Annotated in this window: 22 protein-coding genes and 1 pseudogene; 12 read left to right on the forward strand and 11 right to left on the reverse strand. The window is 73.0% G+C overall.

Annotated features, from left to right (window positions below; all coding sequences use genetic code 11):
- The first annotated feature begins 11 nt into the window (after nt 1-11).
- Nucleotides 12-812: an MBL fold metallo-hydrolase gene (locus AB0K67_RS00455; RefSeq protein ID WP_364050473.1), complete on the forward strand. Its 801-nt coding sequence runs from the start codon at nt 12-14 to the stop codon at nt 810-812.
- Between the two features lie 104 nt (nt 813-916).
- Here the strand turns inward: AB0K67_RS00455 and AB0K67_RS00460 are convergent, their stop codons facing one another.
- Entirely contained in the window at nt 917-1,585 is a 669-nt protein-coding gene (locus AB0K67_RS00460) for a hypothetical protein (protein WP_364050476.1), read from the reverse strand.
- Between AB0K67_RS00460 and AB0K67_RS00465 the strand changes: the two genes are divergently transcribed.
- Nucleotides 1,482-2,402, forward strand: a complete 921-nt coding sequence (locus tag AB0K67_RS00465) for an AraC family transcriptional regulator (protein WP_364050479.1) — start codon at nt 1,482-1,484, stop codon at nt 2,400-2,402. The two genes, AB0K67_RS00460 and AB0K67_RS00465, sit on opposite strands and share 104 nt — an antisense overlap.
- 55 nt (nt 2,403-2,457) lie before the next feature.
- On the opposite strand, the gene AB0K67_RS00470 is transcribed toward AB0K67_RS00465, so the two are convergent.
- The gene (locus AB0K67_RS00470) at nt 2,458-3,246 is read right to left on the reverse strand and encodes an oxidoreductase (RefSeq protein ID WP_364050482.1); all 789 of its coding nucleotides are present in this window, start codon (nt 3,244-3,246) and stop codon (nt 2,458-2,460) included.
- 108 nt (nt 3,247-3,354) lie between these two features.
- Here AB0K67_RS00470 and AB0K67_RS00475 point away from each other — a divergent pair, with 108 nt between their 5' ends.
- The gene (locus AB0K67_RS00475) at nt 3,355-3,945 is read left to right on the forward strand and encodes a helix-turn-helix domain-containing protein (protein WP_364050485.1); all 591 of its coding nucleotides are present in this window, start codon (nt 3,355-3,357) and stop codon (nt 3,943-3,945) included.
- A gap of 21 nt (nt 3,946-3,966) precedes the next feature.
- On the opposite strand, the gene AB0K67_RS00480 is transcribed toward AB0K67_RS00475, so the two are convergent.
- The 4 genes from AB0K67_RS00480 to AB0K67_RS00495 all read right to left on the reverse strand — a co-directional run bounded on the left by AB0K67_RS00480 (nt 3,967) and on the right by AB0K67_RS00495 (nt 7,963).
- Complete coding sequence (locus tag AB0K67_RS00480; protein ID WP_364050488.1) at nt 3,967-5,004, reverse strand: hypothetical protein; 1,038 nt, start codon at nt 5,002-5,004, stop codon at nt 3,967-3,969.
- A 45-nt stretch (nt 5,005-5,049) separates the two neighbouring features.
- Nucleotides 5,050-5,643: a response regulator transcription factor gene (locus tag AB0K67_RS00485; RefSeq protein WP_364057361.1), complete on the reverse strand. Its 594-nt coding sequence runs from the start codon at nt 5,641-5,643 to the stop codon at nt 5,050-5,052.
- A gap of 20 nt (nt 5,644-5,663) precedes the next feature.
- A complete protein-coding gene (locus AB0K67_RS00490; protein WP_364050491.1) occupies nt 5,664-6,956 on the reverse strand; it encodes a sensor histidine kinase in 1,293 nt (430 codons plus the stop codon).
- Between the two features lie 140 nt (nt 6,957-7,096).
- The gene (locus AB0K67_RS00495) at nt 7,097-7,963 is read right to left on the reverse strand and encodes an alpha/beta hydrolase (protein ID WP_364050494.1); all 867 of its coding nucleotides are present in this window, start codon (nt 7,961-7,963) and stop codon (nt 7,097-7,099) included.
- A gap of 120 nt (nt 7,964-8,083) precedes the next feature.
- Here AB0K67_RS00495 and AB0K67_RS00500 point away from each other — a divergent pair, with 120 nt between their 5' ends.
- Together AB0K67_RS00500 and AB0K67_RS00505 are read left to right on the forward strand one after the other, a co-directional pair.
- Nucleotides 8,084-9,016 (forward strand): squalene cyclase, encoded by a 933-nt coding sequence (locus AB0K67_RS00500; RefSeq protein WP_364050497.1) that lies wholly within the window; start codon nt 8,084-8,086, stop codon nt 9,014-9,016.
- A gap of 99 nt (nt 9,017-9,115) precedes the next feature.
- Complete coding sequence (locus tag AB0K67_RS00505) at nt 9,116-10,345, forward strand: phospholipase D-like domain-containing protein (RefSeq protein WP_364050500.1); 1,230 nt, start codon at nt 9,116-9,118, stop codon at nt 10,343-10,345.
- 21 nt (nt 10,346-10,366) lie between these two features.
- On the opposite strand, the gene AB0K67_RS00510 is transcribed toward AB0K67_RS00505, so the two are convergent.
- Both AB0K67_RS00510 and AB0K67_RS00515 read right to left on the reverse strand, forming a co-directional pair.
- A complete protein-coding gene (locus AB0K67_RS00510; RefSeq protein WP_364050503.1) occupies nt 10,367-10,594 on the reverse strand; it encodes a hypothetical protein in 228 nt (75 codons plus the stop codon).
- 28 nt (nt 10,595-10,622) lie between these two features.
- Nucleotides 10,623-10,904, reverse strand: a pseudogene (locus AB0K67_RS00515) (dihydrodipicolinate synthase family protein); the annotation flags it as partial.
- A 111-nt stretch (nt 10,905-11,015) separates the two neighbouring features.
- On the opposite strand from AB0K67_RS00515, the gene AB0K67_RS00520 reads away from it, so the two are divergent.
- Nucleotides 11,016-11,303, forward strand: coding sequence for a serine hydrolase (locus AB0K67_RS00520; RefSeq protein ID WP_364050506.1), 288 nt, complete (start codon nt 11,016-11,018; stop codon nt 11,301-11,303).
- A complete protein-coding gene (locus tag AB0K67_RS00525) occupies nt 11,300-11,815 on the forward strand; it encodes an XdhC family protein (protein WP_364050509.1) in 516 nt (171 codons plus the stop codon). Before AB0K67_RS00520 ends, AB0K67_RS00525 begins: the two co-directional genes overlap by 4 nt.
- A 35-nt stretch (nt 11,816-11,850) precedes the next feature.
- Here the strand turns inward: AB0K67_RS00525 and AB0K67_RS00530 are convergent, their stop codons facing one another.
- Nucleotides 11,851-12,624 (reverse strand): SigB/SigF/SigG family RNA polymerase sigma factor, encoded by a 774-nt coding sequence (locus AB0K67_RS00530; protein WP_364050512.1) that lies wholly within the window; start codon nt 12,622-12,624, stop codon nt 11,851-11,853.
- Between the two features lie 1,130 nt (nt 12,625-13,754).
- Here AB0K67_RS00530 and AB0K67_RS00535 point away from each other — a divergent pair.
- The 5 genes from AB0K67_RS00535 (at nt 13,755) to AB0K67_RS00555 (ending at nt 18,308) form a co-directional block, all read left to right on the forward strand.
- Complete coding sequence (locus AB0K67_RS00535) at nt 13,755-15,332, forward strand: ATP-binding protein (protein ID WP_364050515.1); 1,578 nt, start codon at nt 13,755-13,757, stop codon at nt 15,330-15,332.
- Nucleotides 15,333-15,411: 79 nt separating this feature from the next.
- Nucleotides 15,412-15,858 (forward strand): roadblock/LC7 domain-containing protein, encoded by a 447-nt coding sequence (locus AB0K67_RS00540; RefSeq protein ID WP_364050518.1) that lies wholly within the window; start codon nt 15,412-15,414, stop codon nt 15,856-15,858.
- Between the two features lie 161 nt (nt 15,859-16,019).
- Nucleotides 16,020-16,325 (forward strand): DUF742 domain-containing protein, encoded by a 306-nt coding sequence (locus AB0K67_RS00545; RefSeq protein WP_364057364.1) that lies wholly within the window; start codon nt 16,020-16,022, stop codon nt 16,323-16,325.
- Nucleotides 16,306-16,917 (forward strand): ATP/GTP-binding protein, encoded by a 612-nt coding sequence (locus AB0K67_RS00550; protein WP_364050521.1) that lies wholly within the window; start codon nt 16,306-16,308, stop codon nt 16,915-16,917. The genes AB0K67_RS00545 and AB0K67_RS00550 overlap by 20 nt, the downstream gene beginning before the upstream one ends.
- Nucleotides 16,918-16,973: 56 nt before the next feature.
- Complete coding sequence (locus AB0K67_RS00555; protein ID WP_364057367.1) at nt 16,974-18,308, forward strand: cytochrome P450; 1,335 nt, start codon at nt 16,974-16,976, stop codon at nt 18,306-18,308.
- On the opposite strand, the gene AB0K67_RS00560 is transcribed toward AB0K67_RS00555, so the two are convergent.
- Together AB0K67_RS00560 and AB0K67_RS00565 are read right to left on the reverse strand one after the other, a co-directional pair.
- Nucleotides 18,292-19,509 carry a cytochrome P450 gene (locus AB0K67_RS00560; protein WP_364050524.1) on the reverse strand — a complete coding sequence of 406 codons (1,218 nt, stop codon included), beginning with the start codon at nt 19,507-19,509 and terminating at the stop codon, nt 18,292-18,294. The genes AB0K67_RS00555 and AB0K67_RS00560 overlap by 17 nt on opposite strands.
- 96 nt (nt 19,510-19,605) lie before the next feature.
- Nucleotides 19,606-22,080, reverse strand: a complete 2,475-nt coding sequence (locus AB0K67_RS00565; protein WP_364050527.1) for a tetratricopeptide repeat protein — start codon at nt 22,078-22,080, stop codon at nt 19,606-19,608.
- Nucleotides 22,081-22,230 lie beyond the last annotated feature (150 nt).

Genomic DNA, 22,230 nt, shown 5'->3' on the forward strand with positions numbered 1-22,230 from the left:
CAGTACGGAGGATGACGATGACCACTTCGGCGCAGATCGGCGTGCACGCGCTCGGCGGACCCACCGCGATCCTGGAGGTGGGCGGGTTGCGGCTGCTCACCGACCCCACGTTCGACCCGCCCGGCTCGTACGAGGTCGCGCCCGGCCGCGTCCTGACCAAGACCGCGCCGACGGCGCTGACCCCCGGCGAGGTCGGCCCGATCGACGCCGTGCTGCTCTCCCACGACCAGCACAAGGACAACCTGGACGACGGCGGGCGGGACTATCTGAAAGGCGTGCCGATCGTGCTCACCACGGCGAGCGCGGCCGACCGCCTGGGCGGCGCGACCCGAGCCGTGCCCGTGTGGGAGCACGTCGACCTGCCCCGCCGCGGCGGCGGCTCGCTGCGGGTCACCCGGGTGCCCGCCCTGCACGGACCCGAGGGCAGTGAGCCCGTCGTGGGGGAGGTCGCCGGGTTCGTCCTGTCGGGCGAGGGGCTGCCGACCGTGTACGTCAGCGGCGACAACGCCTCGCTCGGCCACGTCACGGAGATCGCCGGACGGTTCCCGGTGGACGTGGCCGTGCTGTTCGCCGGAGCGGCCAGGACCGCCCTTCTGGACGGCGCGAACCTGACGCTGACCAGCGCCCAGGCCGCCGAGGCCGCCCGCATCCTGGACGCCCCGCACGTGGTGCCGCTGCACTTCGAGGGCTGGGGCCACTTCTCGGAGGGCGCCGGCACCCTTGAGGACGCCTTCGCCGCGGCGGGCCTGGCCGACCGGCTCACCCTGCTGCGGGCCGGCATGAGCACCACGCTCACGGTGACGTTGCGCTGACGCCTCCCCGGCCCGTCGCGCTGACCTCTCCTGCGAGCGCGGCGAGCCCGGCAGGGCGGCCGGGAAGGCCGGATCGCGGAGGGGCCGGTTCCGGATGACGGGGGTCAGGCCGCCGGGGTCTCGGCGGTGGCGACGAGCGTGGCGCGGGCGAGGGTGTGGCCGGCCATGGTGAAGCCGAGGTAGGCCGGGGTCGCGTCCGCGGGCACGCCGATGTCCTCGACGTCGAGGGCGCGCACGGTGAAGAAGCAGCGGTGCTCGCCGTGCCCGGTGGGCGGCGCGGCGCCGATGCAGCGGGCCATGCGAGCGTCGTTGGGCAGCTGCAGGGCCCCGGCGGGCAGGCCGGAGCCGGTGTCGTCGCCCGCACCCTCCGGCCGTGCCCGACACCGGTGCGGCCAGATGGCGGCAGATCGCCGAGGCCAGGGCACTGACCGACCAGTTGGACCGGCTCTGGACGGCCGGCGAGCTGGCCCGCCGCTGGTCCGGCGCCGTCGCCCCCGGCCGGGACGCCGTCGCCGAGCACCGCCGCTGGAGGAGGCGGCCCTGGCCCGCGACCCGATCGGGCCGCCGCACTGCTGCGCGAGCACGTGCTGCGCACCGTCGAGACGCTGACCGGCGCGTCCCGTACTCCTGCTCATTGACAGGCGATGATTTCTGCTCGAGAGTACGTCCATGGGCGGTGACCAGCTCTCGGAGGTGTTCGACCTCGTCGAGGTGCAGGGGCAGATGTCGGGGGCGTTCGAGGTGCGGGGCCGCTGGCGCTCGCGGCACGCCATCGACCACCCGCTGAAGCTCATCGCCATGATCCAGGGTCACGGGCGGCTGCTCACCGACGGCCTCGACGCGCCGGTCGAGCTGGGCCCCGGCGACGTCGCCATCCTCAACGACCGGTCCTGGCTGGACGTCCAGGGCGGCAGCGGCGACGGGCTGGTGACCGAATTCGTCCCCGGGCCGGGCTTCAACATCTACGGCGAAGGCGGCGGCCCCGCCGGGTTCGTCGTCGGCGGGTACGTCGATCTCAACCACGTCGGCAGGACGCTGCTGGGCCAGGCGCTGCCGCCGGTGGGCCACGTGCGCGCCGCCGACACCGCCGCCGCCGGCCTGCACCGCAACCTGCACGCCCTGGCCGAGGAGGCGCGGGCGAACCGGATCGGGGCGGCGTTCGCGATCCGCCAGTACGCCCAGCTCCTGGTGCTGGAGCTGCTGCGCGCCTACATCGACCAGGCCGAGCTGCCCCCGGGCTGGCTGCGGGTGATGGCCGACGAGCGGCTGCGCCCAGCGCTCACCCTCATGCACGCCGAGCCCGGCCGCCCCTGGAGCCTGGAGGAGCTGGCCAGGGCCGCCGCGATGTCGCGCACCTCGTTCGCCGAACGCTTCAGGACGATGGCCGGTGTGCCGCCGCTGACGTACCTCAACCGGTGGCGGATGCTGCTGGCGCAGCGAGCCCTGCGCGACGGTGACGTCCGCGTCGGGTCGCTGGCCGCCCGGCTGGGCTACGGGTCGGAGAGCGCGTTCAGCACCGCGTTCAAGCGCGAGGTGGGCATGTCGCCCCTGCGCTACCGATCCAGCGTCCGCCAGGCGGTCTCCGTCTGAGGCGGCAGGCCGGCGCCGGATCCGCCGCCCGTAGGGCGCCGGCCCGCCGCACGCCTCAGACCGTCTTCTTCGCGCCGCCGTCGATGACGTAGTCGGAGCCGGTCACGTTCACGGCGTACGGCGAGGCGAGCCACGCCACGAGCGCGGCCACCTCCTCCGGCTCGATCAACCTGCCCGTCGTCACGCCGGTCGCCGCCGGCAGACCGGCCAGGAACTGCTCGAGCTCCAGGCCGTGCACGCCGGCCAGCAGCTCGCCGTACCCGCCGGGCCCCTCCCACATGGCGGTACGCGCGCTGCCGGGGGAGATCGTGTTGACCCGCACGCCCTGCGGGCCCACCTCCTCCGACAGGGCCTTGCCGAACGCCGTGAGCGCCGCCTTGGCCGTCGAGTACGGCACCGGCCCCGCGTGCGGCATCCGCGCGGAGATCGAGGAGATGTTGACCACGCTGCCCTTGCGCCGCAGCAGGCTGGGCAGGGCGGCGCGGGTGGCGCGCACGGCGCTGAAGAGGTTCAGCTCGTAGGTGTGCTGCCAGATCTCGTCGGTCATGGCCGCGAACCCGCCGGCCAGTTCCGGCCGCGCGTCCCCGCCGCCGACGTTGTTGACCAGCAGGTCGATCTCGCCCAGCTCGGCGAGCGCGGCCTCGATCACCTCGCCGGGGCCCTGCGGCGTGGCCAGGTCCGCCGGCACGGCGAACGCGCCGGTCTCCTTCAGCTCCGGCGTGATCGTACGCGCGGCCGCGACGACCCGCATGCCCTCGGCCGTCAGCGTCCGCACGATCGCCAGGCCAAGGCCCTTGCTCGCGCCGGTGACGACGGCCGTCTTGCCGTTCAGTTGCAGATCCATAGCAACTCCCACTGTCAGTCGCATCACGTATGTTGCGAGAAACATAGAACTTGCACAGAATTGTTGCAAGTTCTGGGGTAAGAGGAGCCATGGCGTATCCTTCGGTGCGTGAGTGGGACGATCCGGCCGTTGCGGTCCGACGCCGAGCGCACGGTGCGGACGATCCTGGAGGCCGCCGAGCGGGTGTTCGGCTCGGACCCCGCGGCCAGCATGGAGCAGGTCGCCGAGGCCGCCGGGGTGGCGCGCACCACCGTGCACCGCCGCTTCGCCTCCCGCGACGCGCTGCTGGGGGCGCTGGGCGCCGTGGCGGCCCGCGAGTTCGCCGCGGCCGTCGAAGCCGCACGTCCCGAGACCACCCCGCCGCTGGTCGCGTTCTACCAGGTCACGGTCAACGTGCTGCGGGTCAAGCGGCAGTGGCCGTTCGCGCTCAACCTGTACGGGCCGGAGCACGAGGAGCCGGCCCGCGTGCACGCCGAGGTCGAAAAGCGCTGCGACGAGCTGTTCAAGAAGGCACAGGACTGCGGTGTGCTGCGCGCCGACGCCGACCTGATCTGGGCCAGGAAGAGCTACTACGCCCTGATCGGGGTGGCGGCTCGGATGCACGAGTACGACATCGACGAGGCCGCCTCCCGCGTGGTCGACACGCTGCTGGGCGGTGTCGGCACCGGCCAGGGCCTGGTCCGGCCGCGGCAAAGCTGAAGCCGGGCTGGCGCCGTCACCTCACTGCGGCCGGAGCGCCGCCTCCCGCGGGCGGGACGGGTCCGGCAGCCGTACGGCGGCGAACACCAGCAGGGCGACGGCGGCCAGCGCGAAGACGACGTTGCCGATCAGGTCGGTCGCGGCGGGCACGGGCACGGCGGGCGGCTGCGGGAAGCCGTGCCAGGCGTAGGTGAGGACGTAGCCGGCCCCCAGCGCGTACGTCTGCCGCACACCCCAGCCCGGCCGCCGCGACCAGCGGGCCACCAGCACGCAGACGGCGGCGTACAGCGCCAGGTCGACCGCCACCACCGGCCAGGCGCCGAGCGTCCCGGATGCCAGGTTGGCCAGCCAGAACACCGCCCCCGCCACCAGCGAGAACCCGAGCACCACCCACGGCCCGGGCGCCGAGCCCTGCCCCACCGTGCCGGACGTCGGCGCCGACTCTCCGACCCGCGCGTCCGTGCCGGGCTCCGCCGCTGCCGTACGGCGGCGCAGAGCCGTGACGGCCAGGACGGCCACGACCGCCGCCAGACCCGCGAGCTGCACAACCGACGGCAATGCCGCCTCCCCGGCGTACGCGGCGGCCGCCGCCGCGCCCAGCACGAACAGCACCCCGGCCACCACCAGCCCGGGAACGCGCAGCCACGGCTCGGACGCCCGGGCGGGCACCAGCGCCTCCATGACCGCGATGGGAGCGCAGATGCTGCCCGCGACGTGCACGCCGCCGAGCACGAAGCTCGCCCACCAGGCGCTCACGCCCACCCCGGGCAGCCACGCCTGCGCCGCCAGGTCCATCCCGGCGAAGTTCGAGGCGAACAGGGATCGGGTGACCAGGCCCTCCTCGACCAGCGCGTACGCCAGCGCGAGCAGGACGATGCCGGGCCAGCCCGCGCCCCGCCGCCTGGCCAGCTCGCGGACGAGGAGCGCGCCGCCGCCGTACAGCGGGGCCAGCGTGATCAGCGCCGGCAGCATGGTGATGGGCAGGTTGCCCAGCAGGAACTCGCCGGCCAGCGGCGACAGGAAGAAGAGCCCGATCGCGGGCGCCACGCGTTTCAGCATGTCTCCAGCCTTCCGAGCGCCGGTCGGGGCCGGTAGTGACGTTCGTCAGAGCCAGCCTCTGGCCTCCGCGGCCCGCGCCGCCTCGGCCCGGTTGCGGGCGCCCAGCTTGCCGATCGCCGACGACAGGTAGTTGCGCACGGTGCCGTCCGACAGGAAGAGGCGGCGGGCGATGTCGGCGATGGTTCCGCCTTCGGCGGCGGCGCGCAGAACGTCGCGCTCGCGGCTTGTGAGCGGGTTCGCGCCGATGGACAGGCTGGCGGCCGAGAGCCCGCGGTCGAACACCTGGCCGCCCGCGTGCACCCGCCGTACGGCATCGGCCAGCTCGCCCGCCCTGGCGTCCTTGAGCACGTAACCGGCGACGCCCGCGTCCTTGGCGCGCCGCAGGTACCCCGGGCGGCCGAACGTGGTCAGGATGATCACCTTGACGCCGGTCAGCCCGGCCGCCGCCGTCAGCCCGTCCAGTCCCGGCATCTCGATGTCGAGCAGGACCACGTCGGGACGGCACCGCTCCACCGCCTCCGCCACCTCGTCGCCCCGGCTCACCTGGCCGACGACCTCGATCCCAGGCTCCAGCCCCAGCAACGCCGCCAGCGCCTCCCTGACGAGATGCTGGTCATCGGCCAGCAGCACGCGGATCACATCGGTCGGCGGGACATCGCTCACGACGGCTTCCCGGGGACGGCGGGCGGAACGTGAATGAGCTCCGAGCGCGGATCACGATGGTCGCTGGAGCGGACGTCGGCGGGTGGTGCGGTGTCGTCTCCGGACGGAGCCCCTGCGGGCGGTGCGTCGCCGGGCACGGGGATCTGCGCCTTGAGCAGGAAGCCGCCACCCTCGGCCGGACCGGTGGCGAGCGTGCCGCCGGCGACCTCGACACGCTCGGCCAGCCCGCGCAGGCCGTTGCCACGGCCGCCGGCCAGGCCATCGAGATCACCGACATCGCCCGGCGCGGGCTCACGGCCGGCCAAGCCGCGGTGGTCGCCTGCACGTGCGTGCGCGGGGCCGCGCCCGTCGTCGCGCACCTCCGCGTAAGCCTGCCCGTTCGCCGTACCGAGGCGGATCCGGCACGTGCGGGCGCCGCTGTGCCGGACGACGTTCGTCGTGCCCTCCCTGACCACCCAGGCCAGCACCGGCTCGACGGTCGGCGGCAGCGGCCCGGCAGAAACCGTCAGCCGCACGCCGGCGGTGGCGAGCGCGCGGCGCGCGCCGTCCAGCTCGTCGGCCAGCGACAGCTCCCGGTAGCCGGCGATCGCCTGCCGCACCTCGGCGAGCGCCTGCCGGGACAGCTCCTCGACCTGCTCCATCTCGGCTCTGGCCCGTTCGGGATCGGCGTCGACCAGCCGGGCGGCGAGCTGGCTCTTCACCGTCATCACCGCCAGGCTGTGGCCGAGCAGGTCGTGCATGTCGCGGGCGAAGCGCAGCCGCTCGTTGTCCACGGCCAGCCGCTCCACCTTCACGTTCGCCTCGCTCAACGCCCGGTTGGCGGCGTTGAGCCGGAGGAACGCCCGGATGGCCGCGGTGAACACGACCGACTGGACCGGAATCCACCACATCTCCGCCAGGGACTGGCCGAGCAGGACGAGGGCCAGCGTGCCCGCCACGATCGTCGCCCCCGCCGCCACGGGCAGCGCCCGCTCGGGCAGCGCCCGCTCGGGCAGCGCCGTGGCGACGGCCGTGATGAGGAAGTACGAGGCGGCGAACACCCACAGCTCGCCCAGCACCGGCACCAGCGCCGCCGCGACCCCGTACAGCAGGGCGAGGGCGTACGGGGTGGCGTTGCGGTGCGGAAGCTCCAGAGCGGTCCACGCGACCCGCAGGTAGAGCCCGGCGAACCCGGCCACGCCCGCCACCACCGCCGCGACCACGACGGCCGAAGGGCCCGAGGCGAGGAAACCGGGGATGGGCCACACCAGGACGACGAGGTAAACGGAGGTCCACAGCCGGGCCTTCATGCCTGCAACCCTAACCAGCGCCCCCGCCCGTACGTACCTGACGAATGTCACTGACCCGGCAGGACGGTCACAGCCCACGAGCCCGTGCACCGAGCCGCGACCGGACGTGGACCACGTGCCGCCACCGTCGGACGGCCGGCCTAGGCGCCGTCGAGGACCTCGCGCAGCCGGCGCGCGAACGCGTCCGGCTGCCCCGCGTACCCGAACTCGCCGTCCGTGAACCCTCCGTGATGGCTGGGGAAAACGGTCGCCTTCTGGCCGAGGAGTTCGGCGGCGGCCTCGGCGGTGCGGGCGGTGACGATCCCCGCCGACTCCTCGCCCACCGCGATGAGGACGCGGGTGGGCGCGGCGGAGAGCGCGGCGAAGTCCGGCCGGTAGCCGCTGACCGCCCACGACCGGTCGGACAGCAGCGGGTCGTCGCGGGAGCCGTCGTCCTCCGTCGGCAGGCCGAACGCGGCGGGGTCGGGGGCGGGCTGGGCGAAGTAGTCGTCGGTGTACTCGCCCTGCCACGAGGTCATCGCGATGAAGGCCGCCATCCCGGCGCCCCAGCCCTTGCTCTCGTACGCCTCCCGGACCTCGGCGCTGGCGCGCAGGGCGGCCTCGGCGTCGGGTAGCAGCGGCAGGAGCGGCGGCTCGTGCGCGACCAGGGTGCGCACGTCATTCGGGTACGCGGTCACCAGGGCGAGCGAGGTCACCGCGCCGCCGCTGCTGGCGAACATGTCGACCGGGCCACCGACCGCCTCGATGATCGCGTGTACGTCACCGGCCTGGGTCTGCGGGTTGTGGTCGTCACGGCCGTCCTTGCGGACGCTGCGCCCGAGCCCGCGCGGGTCGTACGTGATCACGGTACGGTCGCCGAAGCGCTCGGCCAGCGCCCTGAACCCGCTGGCGTCCATCGGCTGGCCGATCATGAACAGCGGCGGGTGGGCGCTCTCGCCCGGCAGCGGGCCGTGGATGTCGTAGGCGAGGTCGGCTTCAGCCGTCTTGAGGATGTGGGTTGTCGTCATGCCCATGGAGACTCCGGCCGCCGGGAAAACTCATCGGTGCCAGTCAATCCGATCCGACGAGAAGCCCCTGCTTCGGGATGGGTGTTGATTGTGCGGCCGGGCATGGCCTACGGTGCGGCGATGGACGTCATCGGCTGGCTGCTCGACTCCGACCCCGCGATCCGCTGGCAGGTGCTGCACGACCTCACCGGCGCCCCACCGGAAGAGGTCGCCGCCGAGCGCGAACGCGTGGCACGGGAGGGCTGGGGCGCCCGGCTGCTGGCGTTGCGGGGCGACGACGGCCTGTGGGCCGGCGGGGCCTGCTTCCCCCAGGGGTACCGCGGCGACGAGCCGGGCCAGCCGTGGACGGCGACCATGCACACCCTGCAGTCCCTGCAGATCCTCGGCCTCGACCCGAAGTCGGACCTGGCACAGCAGGTGATCGCCCGGGTGGCCGGGAACGGCAGGTGGGAGCACGCCGGCCAGCGGTACTTCGACGGCGAGGTCGAGCCGTGCATCAACGGCAGGACGGTCGAGACCGGCGCCTACTTCGGCGTGGACGTCTCCGGCATCGTGGCGCGCCTGCTGGACGAGCGGCTGGCCGACGGCGGCTGGAACTGCGAGGCCGAGAACGGCTCCGTGCGCTCGTCGTTCCACACCACGATCAACGTGCTGGAGGGGCTGCTGGAGTACGAGCGCGCCACCGGCGGATCCGACGCCGTGCGGGAGGCGCGCCGCGCGGGGGAGGAGTTCCTGCTGGAACGCGGCCTGTTCCGGCGCAAGAGCACCGGCGAGGTGGCCGACCCGGCGTTCCTGGAGTTCGCCTTCCCCTACTACTGGCGGCACGACGTGCTCCGCGCGCTCGACTACTTCCGCAGGTCGGCAGCCGCTCCGGATCCCCGCATGGCGGAGGCGGCGGAGATCGTCGAGGCCAAGCGGCAGCCCGACGGCCGCTGGCGGCTCGACCGGGTCCATCCGGGACGCGTCCACTTCGCGTTCGAGGACGGCGTGGGCCGGCCGAGCCGCTGGAACACCCTGCGTGCGCTCCGAGTCCTGGCCTGGTGGCGATCCTGAGACCCCAGATCGGCGGTGAACCCTGAAACGGGTGCCCGGCGCGGCCCGCGCTGCTAGCGTCTGGAGGTGATCTTGTATCCTGCCGGGGAAAGGACAGCCGTGTATCGCCGTCTCCTCGTCCTGATCGCCACCGCCGCCGCCCTCTTATCGGGCATGACCGTGCCCGCGCACGCCGCGGTCGCCACGGAAGCCGTCTTCAACGACCCCGTCAACGACCCGGCCGCCATCCAGAACCGGATCGTGCAGCTCATCCAGGGCGCCGACCCCGGCTCCACGATCCGGGTGTCGATGTACTACGCCACCGACCCGACGATCCCCGACGCGCTGATCGCCGCCAAGAACGCCGGCCGCAACGTCCAGGTCATCTTCGACAAGAAGATGAAGGGGACGGCCATCCTGGCGTCGCTGGCCGCCGCGCTCGGCACCGACACCGGGCAGAGCTCGTGGGCGCTGGTGTGCCCGGACGGGCGCGGCTGCATCGGCGACCGCCCGCTGTACGGGTCGGTGTCGCTGAACCACAACAAGTTCTTCCTGTTCTCCCGCACCGGCGGCACCGACAACGTCGTCGTGCAGTCGTCGGCCAACCTGCACACCGGCCGTGACGGGCTCAAGGGCTGGAACTCGGCCCTGGTGCTGGCGGGCAACGCCGGGATCTACAACGCGTACACCGGCTACTTCAACGACCTGAAGGCCCAGCGGGTGAACAACAACTACTACGACACCCGCACACCGGTGACCTCGGGCGCCGCCAAGGTGCACTTCTACCCGCGCCAGGAGAGCAACGGCAGCCCCACCGACCCGGCCGAGGACACCATCACCACGGTGCTCGACCACGTCGAGTGCCACGGCAACAGCGAGGTCGGCACGGTGGACGGCACCCACCGGACGATCGTGCGGGTCGCGATGGGCATCTTCAGCCGCACCCACCTGGCGCGCAAGCTGCTCGCCCTGGACAAGGCGGGCTGCTACGTCGAGGTCGCGCTCAACTACAACAAGGACAGCGACTCCGAGGTGTCCTCGATGAACGAGCTGGTCAAGACGACCGGCGCGTACAACGGGATCAACGTCCGCTACTACTGCACCGCCGACCCGATCTGGATCCACTCCAAGTACCTGATCATCGAGGGCAAGTACTACGGCGTGCCCGACCGGAAGATCGTCTGGACCGGCAGCCACAACTGGAGCTGGAACTCCCTGCGCCAGGCCGACGAGGCGCTGCTGCAGCTCGAGGACGACACGATCTTCGACAGGTTCCGCTCCAACTACTACGCGGTACGCGTGGGCAGCGGCATCCGCTCGGCCGGCAACGGCACCCCGGCCCGCTGCTGAAGCCGAGCGAGCGCGGCGGGATCACGGCAGCGTGGCGCGCGGGTCGCGGCGGGCGAGCCGGCGCAGCAGGTCGGGGAAGCAGTAGCCGGTCATCGCGCCGTCCGCGCCGCGCTCCATCTCCAGGTCGAGGAACAGGCCGCCGTTGCCGCACAGGATCGACAGGCGCGGCATCTCGCCCGCCGCCTCGGCCGCGCGCAGCGCGCTGATCTTCCCCAGGCCCGGCCAGTCCTCGTGCTTGAGCATCACCACCGACGGCACCTCCACCGCCCCGCGCCATCGCCTCGCAGGCCAGTTCCCGCATCGCCGCGAAGCCCGGCGCGGACACCCCGACGACCACCGGCAGCGCGGTGCGGTCCAGCACCGTCGCCACCACCTGCACCGCCTCGGCCGGCGTCAGCTTGGGCGCCTCGCCGAGCTGCCCGAGCAGCGTCAGCCCGTCCACGCCCGCCTCCTCGTAGAAGTCGGTCAGGCGGCGCAGGCTGTCCAGGTCGAGCGAGCCGTCCGGGTGGAACGGGGTGGGCGCGATCGCGTACACGCCACGGGTGGTCCTGCTGCTCATGGGCGTCGTCCTGCCTTCCGGCCCGGGGGAGGTCACCCCGATCACATACCCGGACCGGCGCCCCGACCCGATGACCGAATCCGGCCGTCCATTACCCCGGCCGGGCTGCCCGTGCGCCTGCTGATCGGCATCCTCCTGCACCGCGACCTGGGCGACCCGCAGCTCGCCGACGCCGGGCTGCTGGAGGTCGGCACCCGGGTGGCGGACGTGCTGCCCGGCTTCGCCGTCGCCGACCCGCAGGTGACGCGCGGCGTGACGATCGGGCAGCTGCTCACCCACACCAGCGGCATCGCCGGCGACTTCACGCTCGACACCGGCCGCGGCGACGACTGCCTGGCCCGCCACGCGGCCGCCTGCGCCGAGGGGGGCGGGGCGGCCCGTGTCAGACTGCCGGTATGACGCACAACCACGTTGAGGATCCGGCCTGCGAGGTCGCTCACGGCGCGAGCCCCGCCGAGGACGACGGGCGGACGCTGGTCGCCGTCTTCGTCTCCCCGGTGGCCGAGCACCTGCTGCGCTTCGGCGACGAGCTGGGCTTCCGTACGGTGCTCTTCGACCCCGACCCGGCCCGGCACACCGGCGGACGGCCCGCGGTCACCCGGCTGGACGACGTCATCGACGGCACCTGCGACGTCGTGCTCACCGACCACCACCGCGAGGAGATCGGGCCGGTGCTGCGCGACCTGCTCAAGTCCCCCGCGCGCTGGATCGGCATCATGGGCAGCCCGCGCCACGAGGGCCCGCACGTGCGCGCGCTGACCGAGCTGGGAGTCGCGCCGGAGGAGATCGCCCGGGTGCACCGGCCGATCGGGCTCAACATCGGCTCGCGCACCCCCGCCGAGATCGCCCTGGCGACCGTCGCCGGGCTGATCGCCGACCGCAACGGCCGCCCGGGCGGCTTCGCGTTCTAGACATTCCCGGTACGGGGCCTCCGCCCGGGCGCGTCTCACTCCGACAGGGCCGTGCGCAGCTTGGTCAGCACGGCCCGCAGGATGCGGGAGACGTGCATCTGCGAGATGCCGAACTCCTTGGCGATCTCCGACTGCGTCATGTTGCCGTAGAAGCGCATGAGCAGGATGTTCTTCTCGCGCGCCGGCAGGGCGTCGATGAGCGGCTTGACCGAGTGCCGGTCGAGCAGGGTGTTGAGCGACTCGTCCTGCGCGGGCAGGAAGTCGCTCAGCTCGGCCGCGTCGTCGTCGCCGTTGTTGACCGGGGCGTCCAGCGACAGCGTGCTGTAGGCGGTGGACGCCTCCAGCGCGAGCAGCACCTCCTCCTCCGAGATGCCCATCTTCGCGGCCAGGTCCGCCACGGTCGGCGAGTGGCCGAGGGACTGGGTCAGCTCGGCGGTGGCCTTGTTCATCTCGATCCGCCGTTCCTGGTAGACCCGCGGCACCCGGATCGCCCACGTACGGTCCCGGAAGTGGCGCTTCACCTCGCCCATCATGGTGATCATGGCGTAGCCCCTGAACTCGTGGCCGAGCTCGGGGTCGTAACCGTTGACGGCCTTCATCAGGCCCACGTACGCGGCCTGGCGCAGGTCCTCCATCGGCTCACCGCGGTAGCGGTAGCGGCGGGTGACCTCGCCGACCAGTCCCTCGTGCATCTCGACCAGGCGCTCGCGGATGCGGACGGCGTGCAGTTCGGAGATCTGGGGGTCGGCCAGCTCGGAGAGAAGCTCTTCGGCGGTGAACTGCTCAAGTGCGGGGGTCAGGACGGGCATCTGCTGCTCCAGAAGGTGCTGCGGCCCCGCCTGAAACACAAAAAGCCCAGGCAGAGGCACGCTTGATTCGCGTGGGACGAAGCCCTCTGCTGGACTTCGAGATCAACCATGCCCGCTAAACGCACTTAAACACTGAAATAAGGTAACGAAAAGGTCACGGCTGAAGATTCCCCGGTCAGAACCCGCTCGCGGGCACCGGACGGCCTCGAGGGGCGGTGAGGGCGCCTGCGAGATGGCCCGGAGGCGGGTGGGGCCGGTCGCGAGGTGGCCCGGAGACGGGTGAGGTCAGCGCGAGGTGGCCCGGAGGCGCGGGTGAGGCCGGTCGCGAGGTGGCCCGGAGGCGCGGGTGAGGTCAGTGCGACGGCGACGGGGGACGCCACACGGCTGCCGGCGGCGGGGCGCGAGGCGCCGACGCGGTAGGCGCTGGCGTTGGAGCGCGTCGGCGCTACCGGTGATCGTGGGGGTGTCCGCACCGGGCTTCGCGGCGAGGAAGCGCGGTGGCGGACGGCCGCGAGGGCGGTGGGAGGGCGCGGCACAGCGGCCGGCGGCGGGGCGCGGGAGGCGGTGGGGCACCGGAGTGGGTGGAGGCGATGCCGGAGGGTGCGAGCGATGCCGGAGGGCGCGGGGCGGAGCCGGAGGTGTGAGCGGGAGGCTGCGGGCGGGGCCGGAGGGAGGTTGTTGGCGCCGTCCCCTTCCCGTGCGTGAGCGCGGGGACGGCGCCGCCCAGTGACGTTCCCTGAAGTACCAAGGCTCACACCAGCCACGCCTCTGTATTGACAAGATTTTCTCCAAGAGGTGAAGGATCGTGGTGAAAAATGCCGTAATATCCGAAATTGCCCACCCTCCAGCGCCTCCCCTGCGGAATGCGAGAAACATTCACTAGGGCCTGCCGTGATCGCCCGGAATAGCGGAAAACGTGAATGATATTCGTCGATAGCGCATTCTCTGGGATTGGCGATGAAGAAATGCCGTTAAGGGGTCCAAGGCATTTGCAGGGATGCTACGGTTTGTACCTGATCCCGTGCGGACAGTACCGCACGGGACACCACGAAACTGCTTGCCGTCTCCCGCATCGGCAGGTTGATGCGCCTGCGGTGCCTGGCCGTCATCACCCCACGAGGACCTGATCGATGTCAGTACACGCCTCCAAACGCCCGCGGTTCCAGACCTCGCCCATGGGGCGCGCCCTGCTGTTCTTTCTGGGTGCCGCGCTCATTTCCAGCGCCGCCTGCGGATGGCTCATCACCCGGATCCCCGCGGAAGGAAAGACGCTGGTCGGGGTGGGCAGCGGCGGCGCGGTCGCGCTGTTCTCGATCGCCGTGGCCGTCGCCGCCTATTGCTCGACGAACGCCCGGGAGGTGCGCGAGCGGCTGCGCCGTACCGACGCCTCCACAAGCTTGCTGCAGGAAGAGCTGAAGCGCCTGACGCACGAGATCCTGCCCGCGCTCGGCCACCGCATCAGGAACGGCGCCACCGTCCCCGGCGTGCTCGCCGAGCTGGGCCAGCCGTCGCACCCGGCCACGCAGGCGCTGGTGCAGTCGCTGGCGCAGACCGTGGAGGGCGAGCGGCAGCGGCGGGCCGCCGCCGTGGCCGCCTGCACCGCCATGGAGACCGAGCTGGGCAGGCTGGCCGACGAGCAGCTGCCCGCCCTGCTCGCCCGGCTCCACGCGGGCAAGGGCGTGGGCGAGCCCACGCTGCCCGACGAGCTGCAGCCCAGCCAGAAGGCCGTGCAACGGCTATGGGAGGAGATCGCCCGCGAGCTGGAGGAGGGCAACCGCCAGGGCGCCGCCGCGATGGCCTCCTGCGCCGAGGCCGCCGCCCGCATCCAGGCGCAGGTGACGAGCCTGCTCGGCAGGCTGCGCGAGCTGGAGGACGAGTACGGCGACAACGAGGCCGTCTTCGCCCACCTGCTGGAGATGGACCACCGCATCTCCCAGATGGGCCGCCTGGCCGACAACATCGCGCTGCTGAGCGGCGGGCGTTCGGGACGCCGCTGGACCAAGCCCATCCCCATGGAGAGCGTGCTGCGCGGCGCGGCCGGTCGCATCGGCGCCTTCCGCCGCGTCCAGCTCCACTCCACCGGCACCGCCGCCGTCGTCGGCTACGCCGCGGAAGGCGTCATCCACGCGCTCGCCGAGCTGATCGACAACGCCGCCAAGTTCTCGCCGCCCGGCACCGCCGTGCACGTTTACGTCGAGGAAGAGGACGCGGGCGTGGTGGTCACCATCGAGGACAGCGGCCTCGGCATGCGCACCCGCGAGCGCCGCCTGGCCGAAAGCCTGATCAGCCGCCCGCTCGACCTGACCACGCTGTCGGGCACCCGGCTCGGCCTGGCCGTGGTGGGCCGCCTGGCCGGCAAGTACGGCCTCACGGTCAGCTTCCGGCCGTCCGCCAGGGGCGGCATCGGCGTGGTCGTCCTGATCCCCCGCCAGCTCGTCGTCTACCCGCCGGTCGAGGACGAGCAGGCGGCACGCCCAGCCGAGCGCGCCGAGGACCCGGCGCCGGTCGCCCGCCACGCGGCCCCGCCGCCCTCCACCGACGGGCCGGACGCATACCTGCCGAAACGGCCGCGCGGAGGCACGCTCGCCGCCGCGCAGCCGCTGCCCGCCCAGCCGCCGGCGCGGGTCCGCGACCCGCAGGCCGCCGCGAACCGGCTGGCCGCCTTCCGCAGGCAGCGCACCTCGACGGCGGACGACGACCTTACGTGACGCGATGACCGACACCTCTTTCCGCAGCCGCGATCACCGATGGGAGGCAAGGGGCACGCCCGCGAGCCCCGTCGCACCTATGAGCTCGAGCAATTCCTTGAGTGCCGCCGAGCGCGACCTCGGCTGGTTCCTCGGCGACCTGCGTGACAACACCCCGGGGATCAGGCACGTGCTGGTGCTGTCGCGCGACGGGCTGGCCATGTCCGGCGCGCCCGGCCTCCACCCCGACCAGGCCGACCAGCTCGCCGCCATCGCCGCCGGCATCCAGAGCCTCGGCCTCGCCGCCTCGGGCGAGTTCGGCGACCGCAGCGGGTTCGGGCAGGCGCTGCTGGAGTTCGGCGGCGGCATGCTGGTCGTGGTGCCGGCCGGTGAGGGCGCGCACCTCGCGGTGGTGGCGAGCGAGGACGCCGACGTCGGCGTCGTCGCGCACAACATGAACGAGGTGGTGGAACAGATCGGGCGGCTGCTCACCGCCCCGCCGCGCGAGCCCGTGCACGAGCCCGTGCATAGGGGCGGGCACCCATGACCGAGCGCCGCGCGCCCGAGCCCGGCGGCCCCGGCCCGTACCAGCGCCGGGGCTCCGAGCACGAGGGTGCGGTGCCCTACCAGCGCCGCCCCCCGGGCCCCGCCGGACGCGCCGAGCGCGGGCGTGCGCTCGACAGGGAGAACCCCGACCGGCTCTACACCATCACCGGCGGCCGCGCGCACGCCGGCTCCGCCGCGTTCGACACGGTCACCCTCATCGTCGCCGAGGCCGACCCCCGGCCGGGGATGCAGTCGGAGCACGTGAAGATCCTGCGCATGGCCCGGCGCCCGGTGGCCGTGGTGGAGATCTCCGCCCGGCTCGGCCTGCCGGTCAGCGTGGTGAAGATCCTGCTGTGCGACCTGCTGGGCAGCGGCCGCATCACCGCCCGCCACCCGGTCGCCACGCGGACCCAAGTCCCCGACATCGCAACCCTGGAGCAGGTGCTCATTGGACTCCGCAACCTTTGACGAGCCGGCCGGCACGTCGCTGCCGGCCACCGCCACCGACGCGTTCAAGATCGTGATCGTCGGCGGGTTCGGCGTGGGCAAGACCACCATGGTCGGCGCCGTCAGCGAGATCAGGCCGCTGAGCACCGAGGAGATCATGACGCAGGCCGCGGCCGGCATCGACGACATCAGCCGGGTGGCCGGCAAGCGCTCCACCACCGTGGCCTTCGACTTCGGCCGCATCACGCTGGACGCCCACCGGGTGCTCTACCTGTTCGGCGCGCCCGGCCAGCAGCGCTTCTGGTTCCTGTGGGACCAGCTGTTCAGCGGCAGCCTCGGCGCGGTCGTGCTGGCCGACACCCGCCGCCTGGAGGACTCCTGGTACTCCATCGATCGTCTGGAGGCCCACCGCGCGCCGTTCGTGGTGGCCGTCAACCGGTTCGGGCCTGGCCCCGGGCTCGACCGCATCCGCGACGCGCTGACGCTGCCCGCCGAGGTGCCGCTGCTCGACTGCGACGCCCGCGACCGGGAATCCTGCAAGAACGTCCTGATCACCCTCGTCCGGCACCTGTTGTGCCTGCATAGCCCATCGTCGAGAAAGAGCACGCCGTGACCGACCTTTCCTCCGCCTCCGAGCGTCACCCGTCCAGCGGACACGGAGCCGACCCCGTGCTCGCCGCCGGCTACCCCGAGCACGCCGACGCCGTGCGGCTGTACGGGCCGGCCATCGCCGAGGACCCCGGCACGCTCTACCAGCAGCTACGCCAGCGGGGCAGCGTCGTGCCCGTGCTGCTCGACGGCGACATGCCCGCCTGGTTCGTGCTGGGCTACCGGGAGGTGCACCACATCACGGCCAACCCGCAGTGGTTCGGCCGCGACTGCCGCCGCTGGAACATCTACGACCGGCTGCCGGCCGACTGGCCGCTCATGCCGTACGTCGGCTGGACCCCCTCGGTCATGTACGCCGAGGGCGGCGAGCACCAGCGCCGGGCCGGCGCCATCGGCGACGCGCTCGACGCCGTCAACCGCATCGACCTGATCGCCACCTGCGAGCAGGTCGCCGACCGGCTCATCGACGCCTTCGCCGGCGACGGCCGCGCCGACCTGATCACCCAGTACGCCTACCAGATCCCCGCCCGCATCGTGGCCCGTCTGTACGGCCTGCCGGAAGGCGACATCCCCGCCCTCGTGCAGGACGTGTTCGACTCGCTCGACGTCGGCGACAACGCCGTCTCCGCGCACCAGCGGCTGCACGCCAGGATGGCGCAGCTCGTCGCCGACAAGCACGCCCGCCCCGGCAACGACGTGCCGTCGGCGCTGCTCGCCCACCCGGCCAGGCTGACCGACGACGAGATCATCATCGACCTGCTGGTGGTGATGGCCGCCGCTCAGGCGCCCACCAGCAACTGGATCGGCAACACCCTGCGCCTGATGCTGGTCGACGACGGCTTCTCGGTCACGCTGCAGGGCGGCCGCAGCAGCGCCGCGCAGGCGCTCAACGAGGTGCTGTGGAAGGACACCCCCACACAGAACTTCATCGGCCGCTGGGCCGTGCAGGACTGCCACCTCGGCGGGCGCCGCATCCGCAAGGGCGACCTGCTGGTGCTGGGCTTCTCCGCGGCCAACAACGACCCGAACGTCCAGCCGGGCACCCACAGCGACTCCAGCACCAACCGGGCGCACATGTCGTTCGGGCACGGCGAGCACGGCTGCCCGTTCCCCGCGCCCGAGCTGGCCGAGATCATCGCGCGGACGGCCGTGGAGGTGCTGCTCGACCGGCTGCCCGACGTGACGCTCGCGGTCGCGCCGAAGGACCTGCGGTGGCGGCCGTCGGTGTGGATGCGCGGCCTGTACGGGCTGCCGGTGGTGTTCACGCCCACCCTGCCGCTCATGCCCGCGGCGGCCGGGCGGGCGCGGCGCATAGAACCGCAGAGAACGCCGGCCGGGCGGCGTGGCGCATCGAAGTCGCCGCCCGGCGGGGAAGCGGTCAGGCCACCGGGGTGAAGCGCACCGGCAGCGAGGCCGGTCCCCGGGTGAAGACGCCCTGTTCGACCACCTCGGCCCCGTCGGCGAGCCGCAGGTCCGGCATGGCGTCGAGGAGCTGGTTGGTCGCCACCTCGACCTCGGTCTTGGCCAGCAGCGCGCCCACGCAGAAGTGCCGGCCCAGCGCGAACGCCAGGTGCGTGGCCGCCGCCGAGAACGCGGTCGACTCCTCCAGCTCCGAGCGGAAGATGTCGAACGTGTCGGGGTCGGCGTAGCGCTCCTCGTCGCGGTTGGCCGCGCCGATCAGGCACGTGACCGTGCTGCCCGCGGGCACCACGCCACCGCTCAGCTTCACGTCCTGGGCCGGCTGCCGCATGATCATGTGCACCGGCGGGGTGTAGCGCAGGGTCTCGGCGAACGCGCGCGCGATCAGGCCGCGGTCGCGGCGTACGGCGTCGAGCTGGTCGGGGTGGCGCAGCAGGTTCGTGAACAGGCTGGCGATCCCCTTGTCGGTGGTCTCCCCGCCGGCGGTCAGCAGCAGGCTGCAGAACGCCTTGATGTCCTCATCGCTCATCCGGGTGCCGTCGATCTCCGCCCGGCACAGCGTGGACAGCAGGTCGTCGCCTAACTCGGCGCGCCGCCGCCGCACAATGGGGATCATGTACGCGGCGAACTCCTCGCGCGTGCGCAGCCCCCGCTCGGTGACCTCGGGGTCCTGGCTGAGGTTGCCGAGGAAGGCGATGATCGAGGTGTACCAGGCGTGGAAGCGGTCGTGGTCGGCCTTGTCGAGGCCGAGCATGTCGACGATGACGTTGATGGGGAAGCGGGTGGCGAACTGCGCCACCAGGTCGGCTTCGCCGTCGTGCCGGAAGCCGTCGATGAGCTCGCGGCTGTTGCGCTCGATGACCGGCATGAAGGTGCGCCGCAGCTCCGCGCCGCGGAACGCGGGCACCACCAGCGCCCGGCGCACGGCGTGCTCGCGCCCGCTCATCTGCAGGAACGTGCGCCCGTGCACGGGCTCCAGCTGCCAGTCGTAGTTGGCGGTGGTGAACACCTCGTCCTTGAAGGCACGCTCGACGTCCTCGTACCGCGAGATGATGTAGCTCTGAGTGCCCTCGTGCCACAGCAGTGGCGCCTCGTTCCGCAGGACGCGGTAGGCGGAGTACGGATCGGCCATGAACTCCGGGGAGAGGATGTCGGGCGTGTTGCCAGGCGCGGTCATGACGCTCCCTCGCTACGCGGTCGTTTTACCGGAAGGCCCGACTTCACCCTAAGTCGCCACATCCGTACGATCCATAGTCCCTGAGCTGGGCGGGAGTCAGGCGCCCAGCTCGAGGTCCTGCCGGATCGCCTGCCCGGCGGCGCGATGCTCGGCCGCGGCGGCCGGGTCGGTGGCCTCAAGCACGGCCGCGATGCCCTCGTGGGCCAGCGCCTCCTTGTGCCGGTGTCCCATCCTGGTGGCCAGGTCGAGCGCCTGGCGGTGCAGCCGCAGCGCCTCGCCGGTCAGCCCGGCCTGGCGGCAGGTCTCGCCGTACGCGTCGAGGAAGTGCACCTTCCACTGCTCCTCGAACAGCTCGTCCAGCAGCGTGAACGCCTGCCGGTGACTGGCCAGCGCCTCCTCGTGGCGGCCCATCCTGCGCAGCGCCACGCCCAGGCAGTTGAGGCACCACGCCTCGTTGTGCCGGTGCCCGTCGCCGCGCGCCAGGTCGAGCGCGCGGCGCAGGTGCGCGGCGGCCTCGTCCGGCTGCTCGTCGGCCAGCGCCATACCGAGCGTGATGAGCGCGGTGAGCCCGGCCGGCCAGGCGGGGTCGTCGTAGTCGATCGCCAGCACCTCGCGGGCCAGCTCGGCGGCCTCCTCCCGCCGGTCGAGCTGGAGCATCGCCCACGCCTCGTACGCGGTGGCGTGGGCGGCGCCCTCCCGGCAGCCGGCCCGCTCGTACAGCTCGCGCGCCTGCCGGAACAGGTCGAGCGGCGCGTCGCCCCTGCCGTCCTCCCAGCTCAGGTAGCCGCGGCGCATCAGCAGGTCGGCCTGGGAGCGCAGGTCGCCGGTCTTCGCCACCAGGGGCGCGGCCGTCTCGTACGCGGCCGCCGCCTCCGCCATCCGGCCCGCGTTGTAGCGGGCGAAGCCCAGGTCGCTGTGCGCCTCGGCGAGCCGCCACGGATCGCCGAGCCGTTCGGCCGCCTCGACCGCCCGCTCGAACAGCGCGTTGAGGTGCGTGGTGCCGCAGCGGCGGGCGAAGTACGTCCGCATGAAACGCGGCAGCTCGCAGGCGTGGACGTCGGCCCCGAGCGCGATCGCCAGCTCGAACGCCCCCATGAGGTTGGCGTACTCGGCGGTGAACCAGGCCAGGGCGGCGTGCTTGCCGGCGAAGCGGGGCAGCGCGGACGGGGCCGGGCCCGCGGTGGGCGGGCGGCTGCCCGACGGGTGCGGCATGGCCGCGTCGGCGGCGGCCGCGGCGTGCACGTAGTAGCCGAGCAGCCGGCGCAGCGCCTGGTCCCGCTCGGCGGGGGAGTCCTGCTCCTCGCAGGCCCGGCGCGCGTGCTGGTGCACCAGGTCGTGCAGCGTGTAGCGGCCGGCGGCGGGCTGCTGGACGAGATGGGCGTCCAGCAGGTCCTCCAGCATCGCCCGCGCGTCGCGCAGCGGCAGGCCGGCCAGGGCGGCGGCCACGTACTCGTCGAAGGACGACCCGGACAGCAGGCCGAGCAGCCGGAACAGGCGGCGCTGGGCCCGGTCGAGCTGGCGTACGGACATCGCGAGCGCGGTGTCGAACTCGCTGCCGCCCTCCGCCAGGCGCTCGGCGAGCACGCCCACGGTCCAGCCCGGCCGGTGCCGCAGCCGGGCCCCGGCCAGCCGCAGCGCGAGCGGCAGGTGCCCGCACATCCGCAGCACCTCGGCCGCCGACTCCGGGTCCTGGGCGAGCCTGCCTTCCCGGCCGTCCGGTTCGCCGCTGGCGCGGGCCAGCAGCGCGGCGCTCTCCTCGGGGCTCAGCACGTCCAGCGAGACCGGTGGCACCTCCTCCAGGCCGATCAGGCGGTTGCGGCTGGTGATCAGCGCGACGGACGGGCCCGCGCCGGGCAGCAGCGGGCGTACCTGCTCGGCGTTCGCGGCGTTGTCGAGCACCACGACGGCCCGCCGCCCGGCCAGCTCGGCCCGCCAGCAGGCGGCCAGCGGCTCGATGCCGCCCTCCTGCGGGATCTTCTCCGACGGCGTGCCGAGCGCGGAGAGCAGCGTGCGCAGCGCGGGGTCGGGGCCGAGCGGCTCGCGGCCTTCGGTGAAGCCGTGCAGGTCGATGTAGAGCTGCGCGTCGGGGTAGTCGGCGGCGAGCCGGTGCGCGGCGTGCACCGCCAGACAGGTCTTGCCGACGCCCGCCATGCCGTCGATGGAGACCACCCGGCTGCTCGCCACGGCATCGAGCACGGCTTCGAGCTCGGCCTGCCGTCCGGTGAAGTCCGGTACGTCGCGCGGCAGGTCGTTGCGCGGCGGGTGGGGGGCGCCGGCGGGCGGCGCGGGCGGCTGCACCTGGCGGGTGGCCTTCGGCGGTGCGGGCAGCGGGCTGTTGGCGCGTTCCCACAGCGGACGGAGCTGGCGCGGGTCGCGCTTGACCTGACGGCACAGCTCGACCACGGCCGGCCAGGGCGCCACCGACCGGCCGGTGAGATAGCGCGACAGCGACGAGGAGCTGAGCCCCGCGTCCCGGGCGAGCGCGCGCACGCTGCGCCCGGACAGCTCCTGGATCAGCCGGAGCCGGGTGGCCAGCTCGTCGCGAGGGTCCGCTGTAGTCCGCTGGTGCACCGTTTCTCCGCCTTTGTGTCCCATTGCGCGGCAAATCTATCGAACCGGATCTCCGCAGGCCAGCGGCGTCGCGGGTGTCCCACGGTGTCCCACGGGCATCGTGCCGGCGCGCCGGGACGGCTGTGATGGAGTCACGCCCGGCCGACGGGG

Origin of the sequence: Nonomuraea sp. NPDC052634 (genome assembly GCF_040678535.1) — a bacterium.
GTDB lineage: Bacteria > Actinomycetota > Actinomycetes > Streptosporangiales > Streptosporangiaceae > Nonomuraea > Nonomuraea fastidiosa.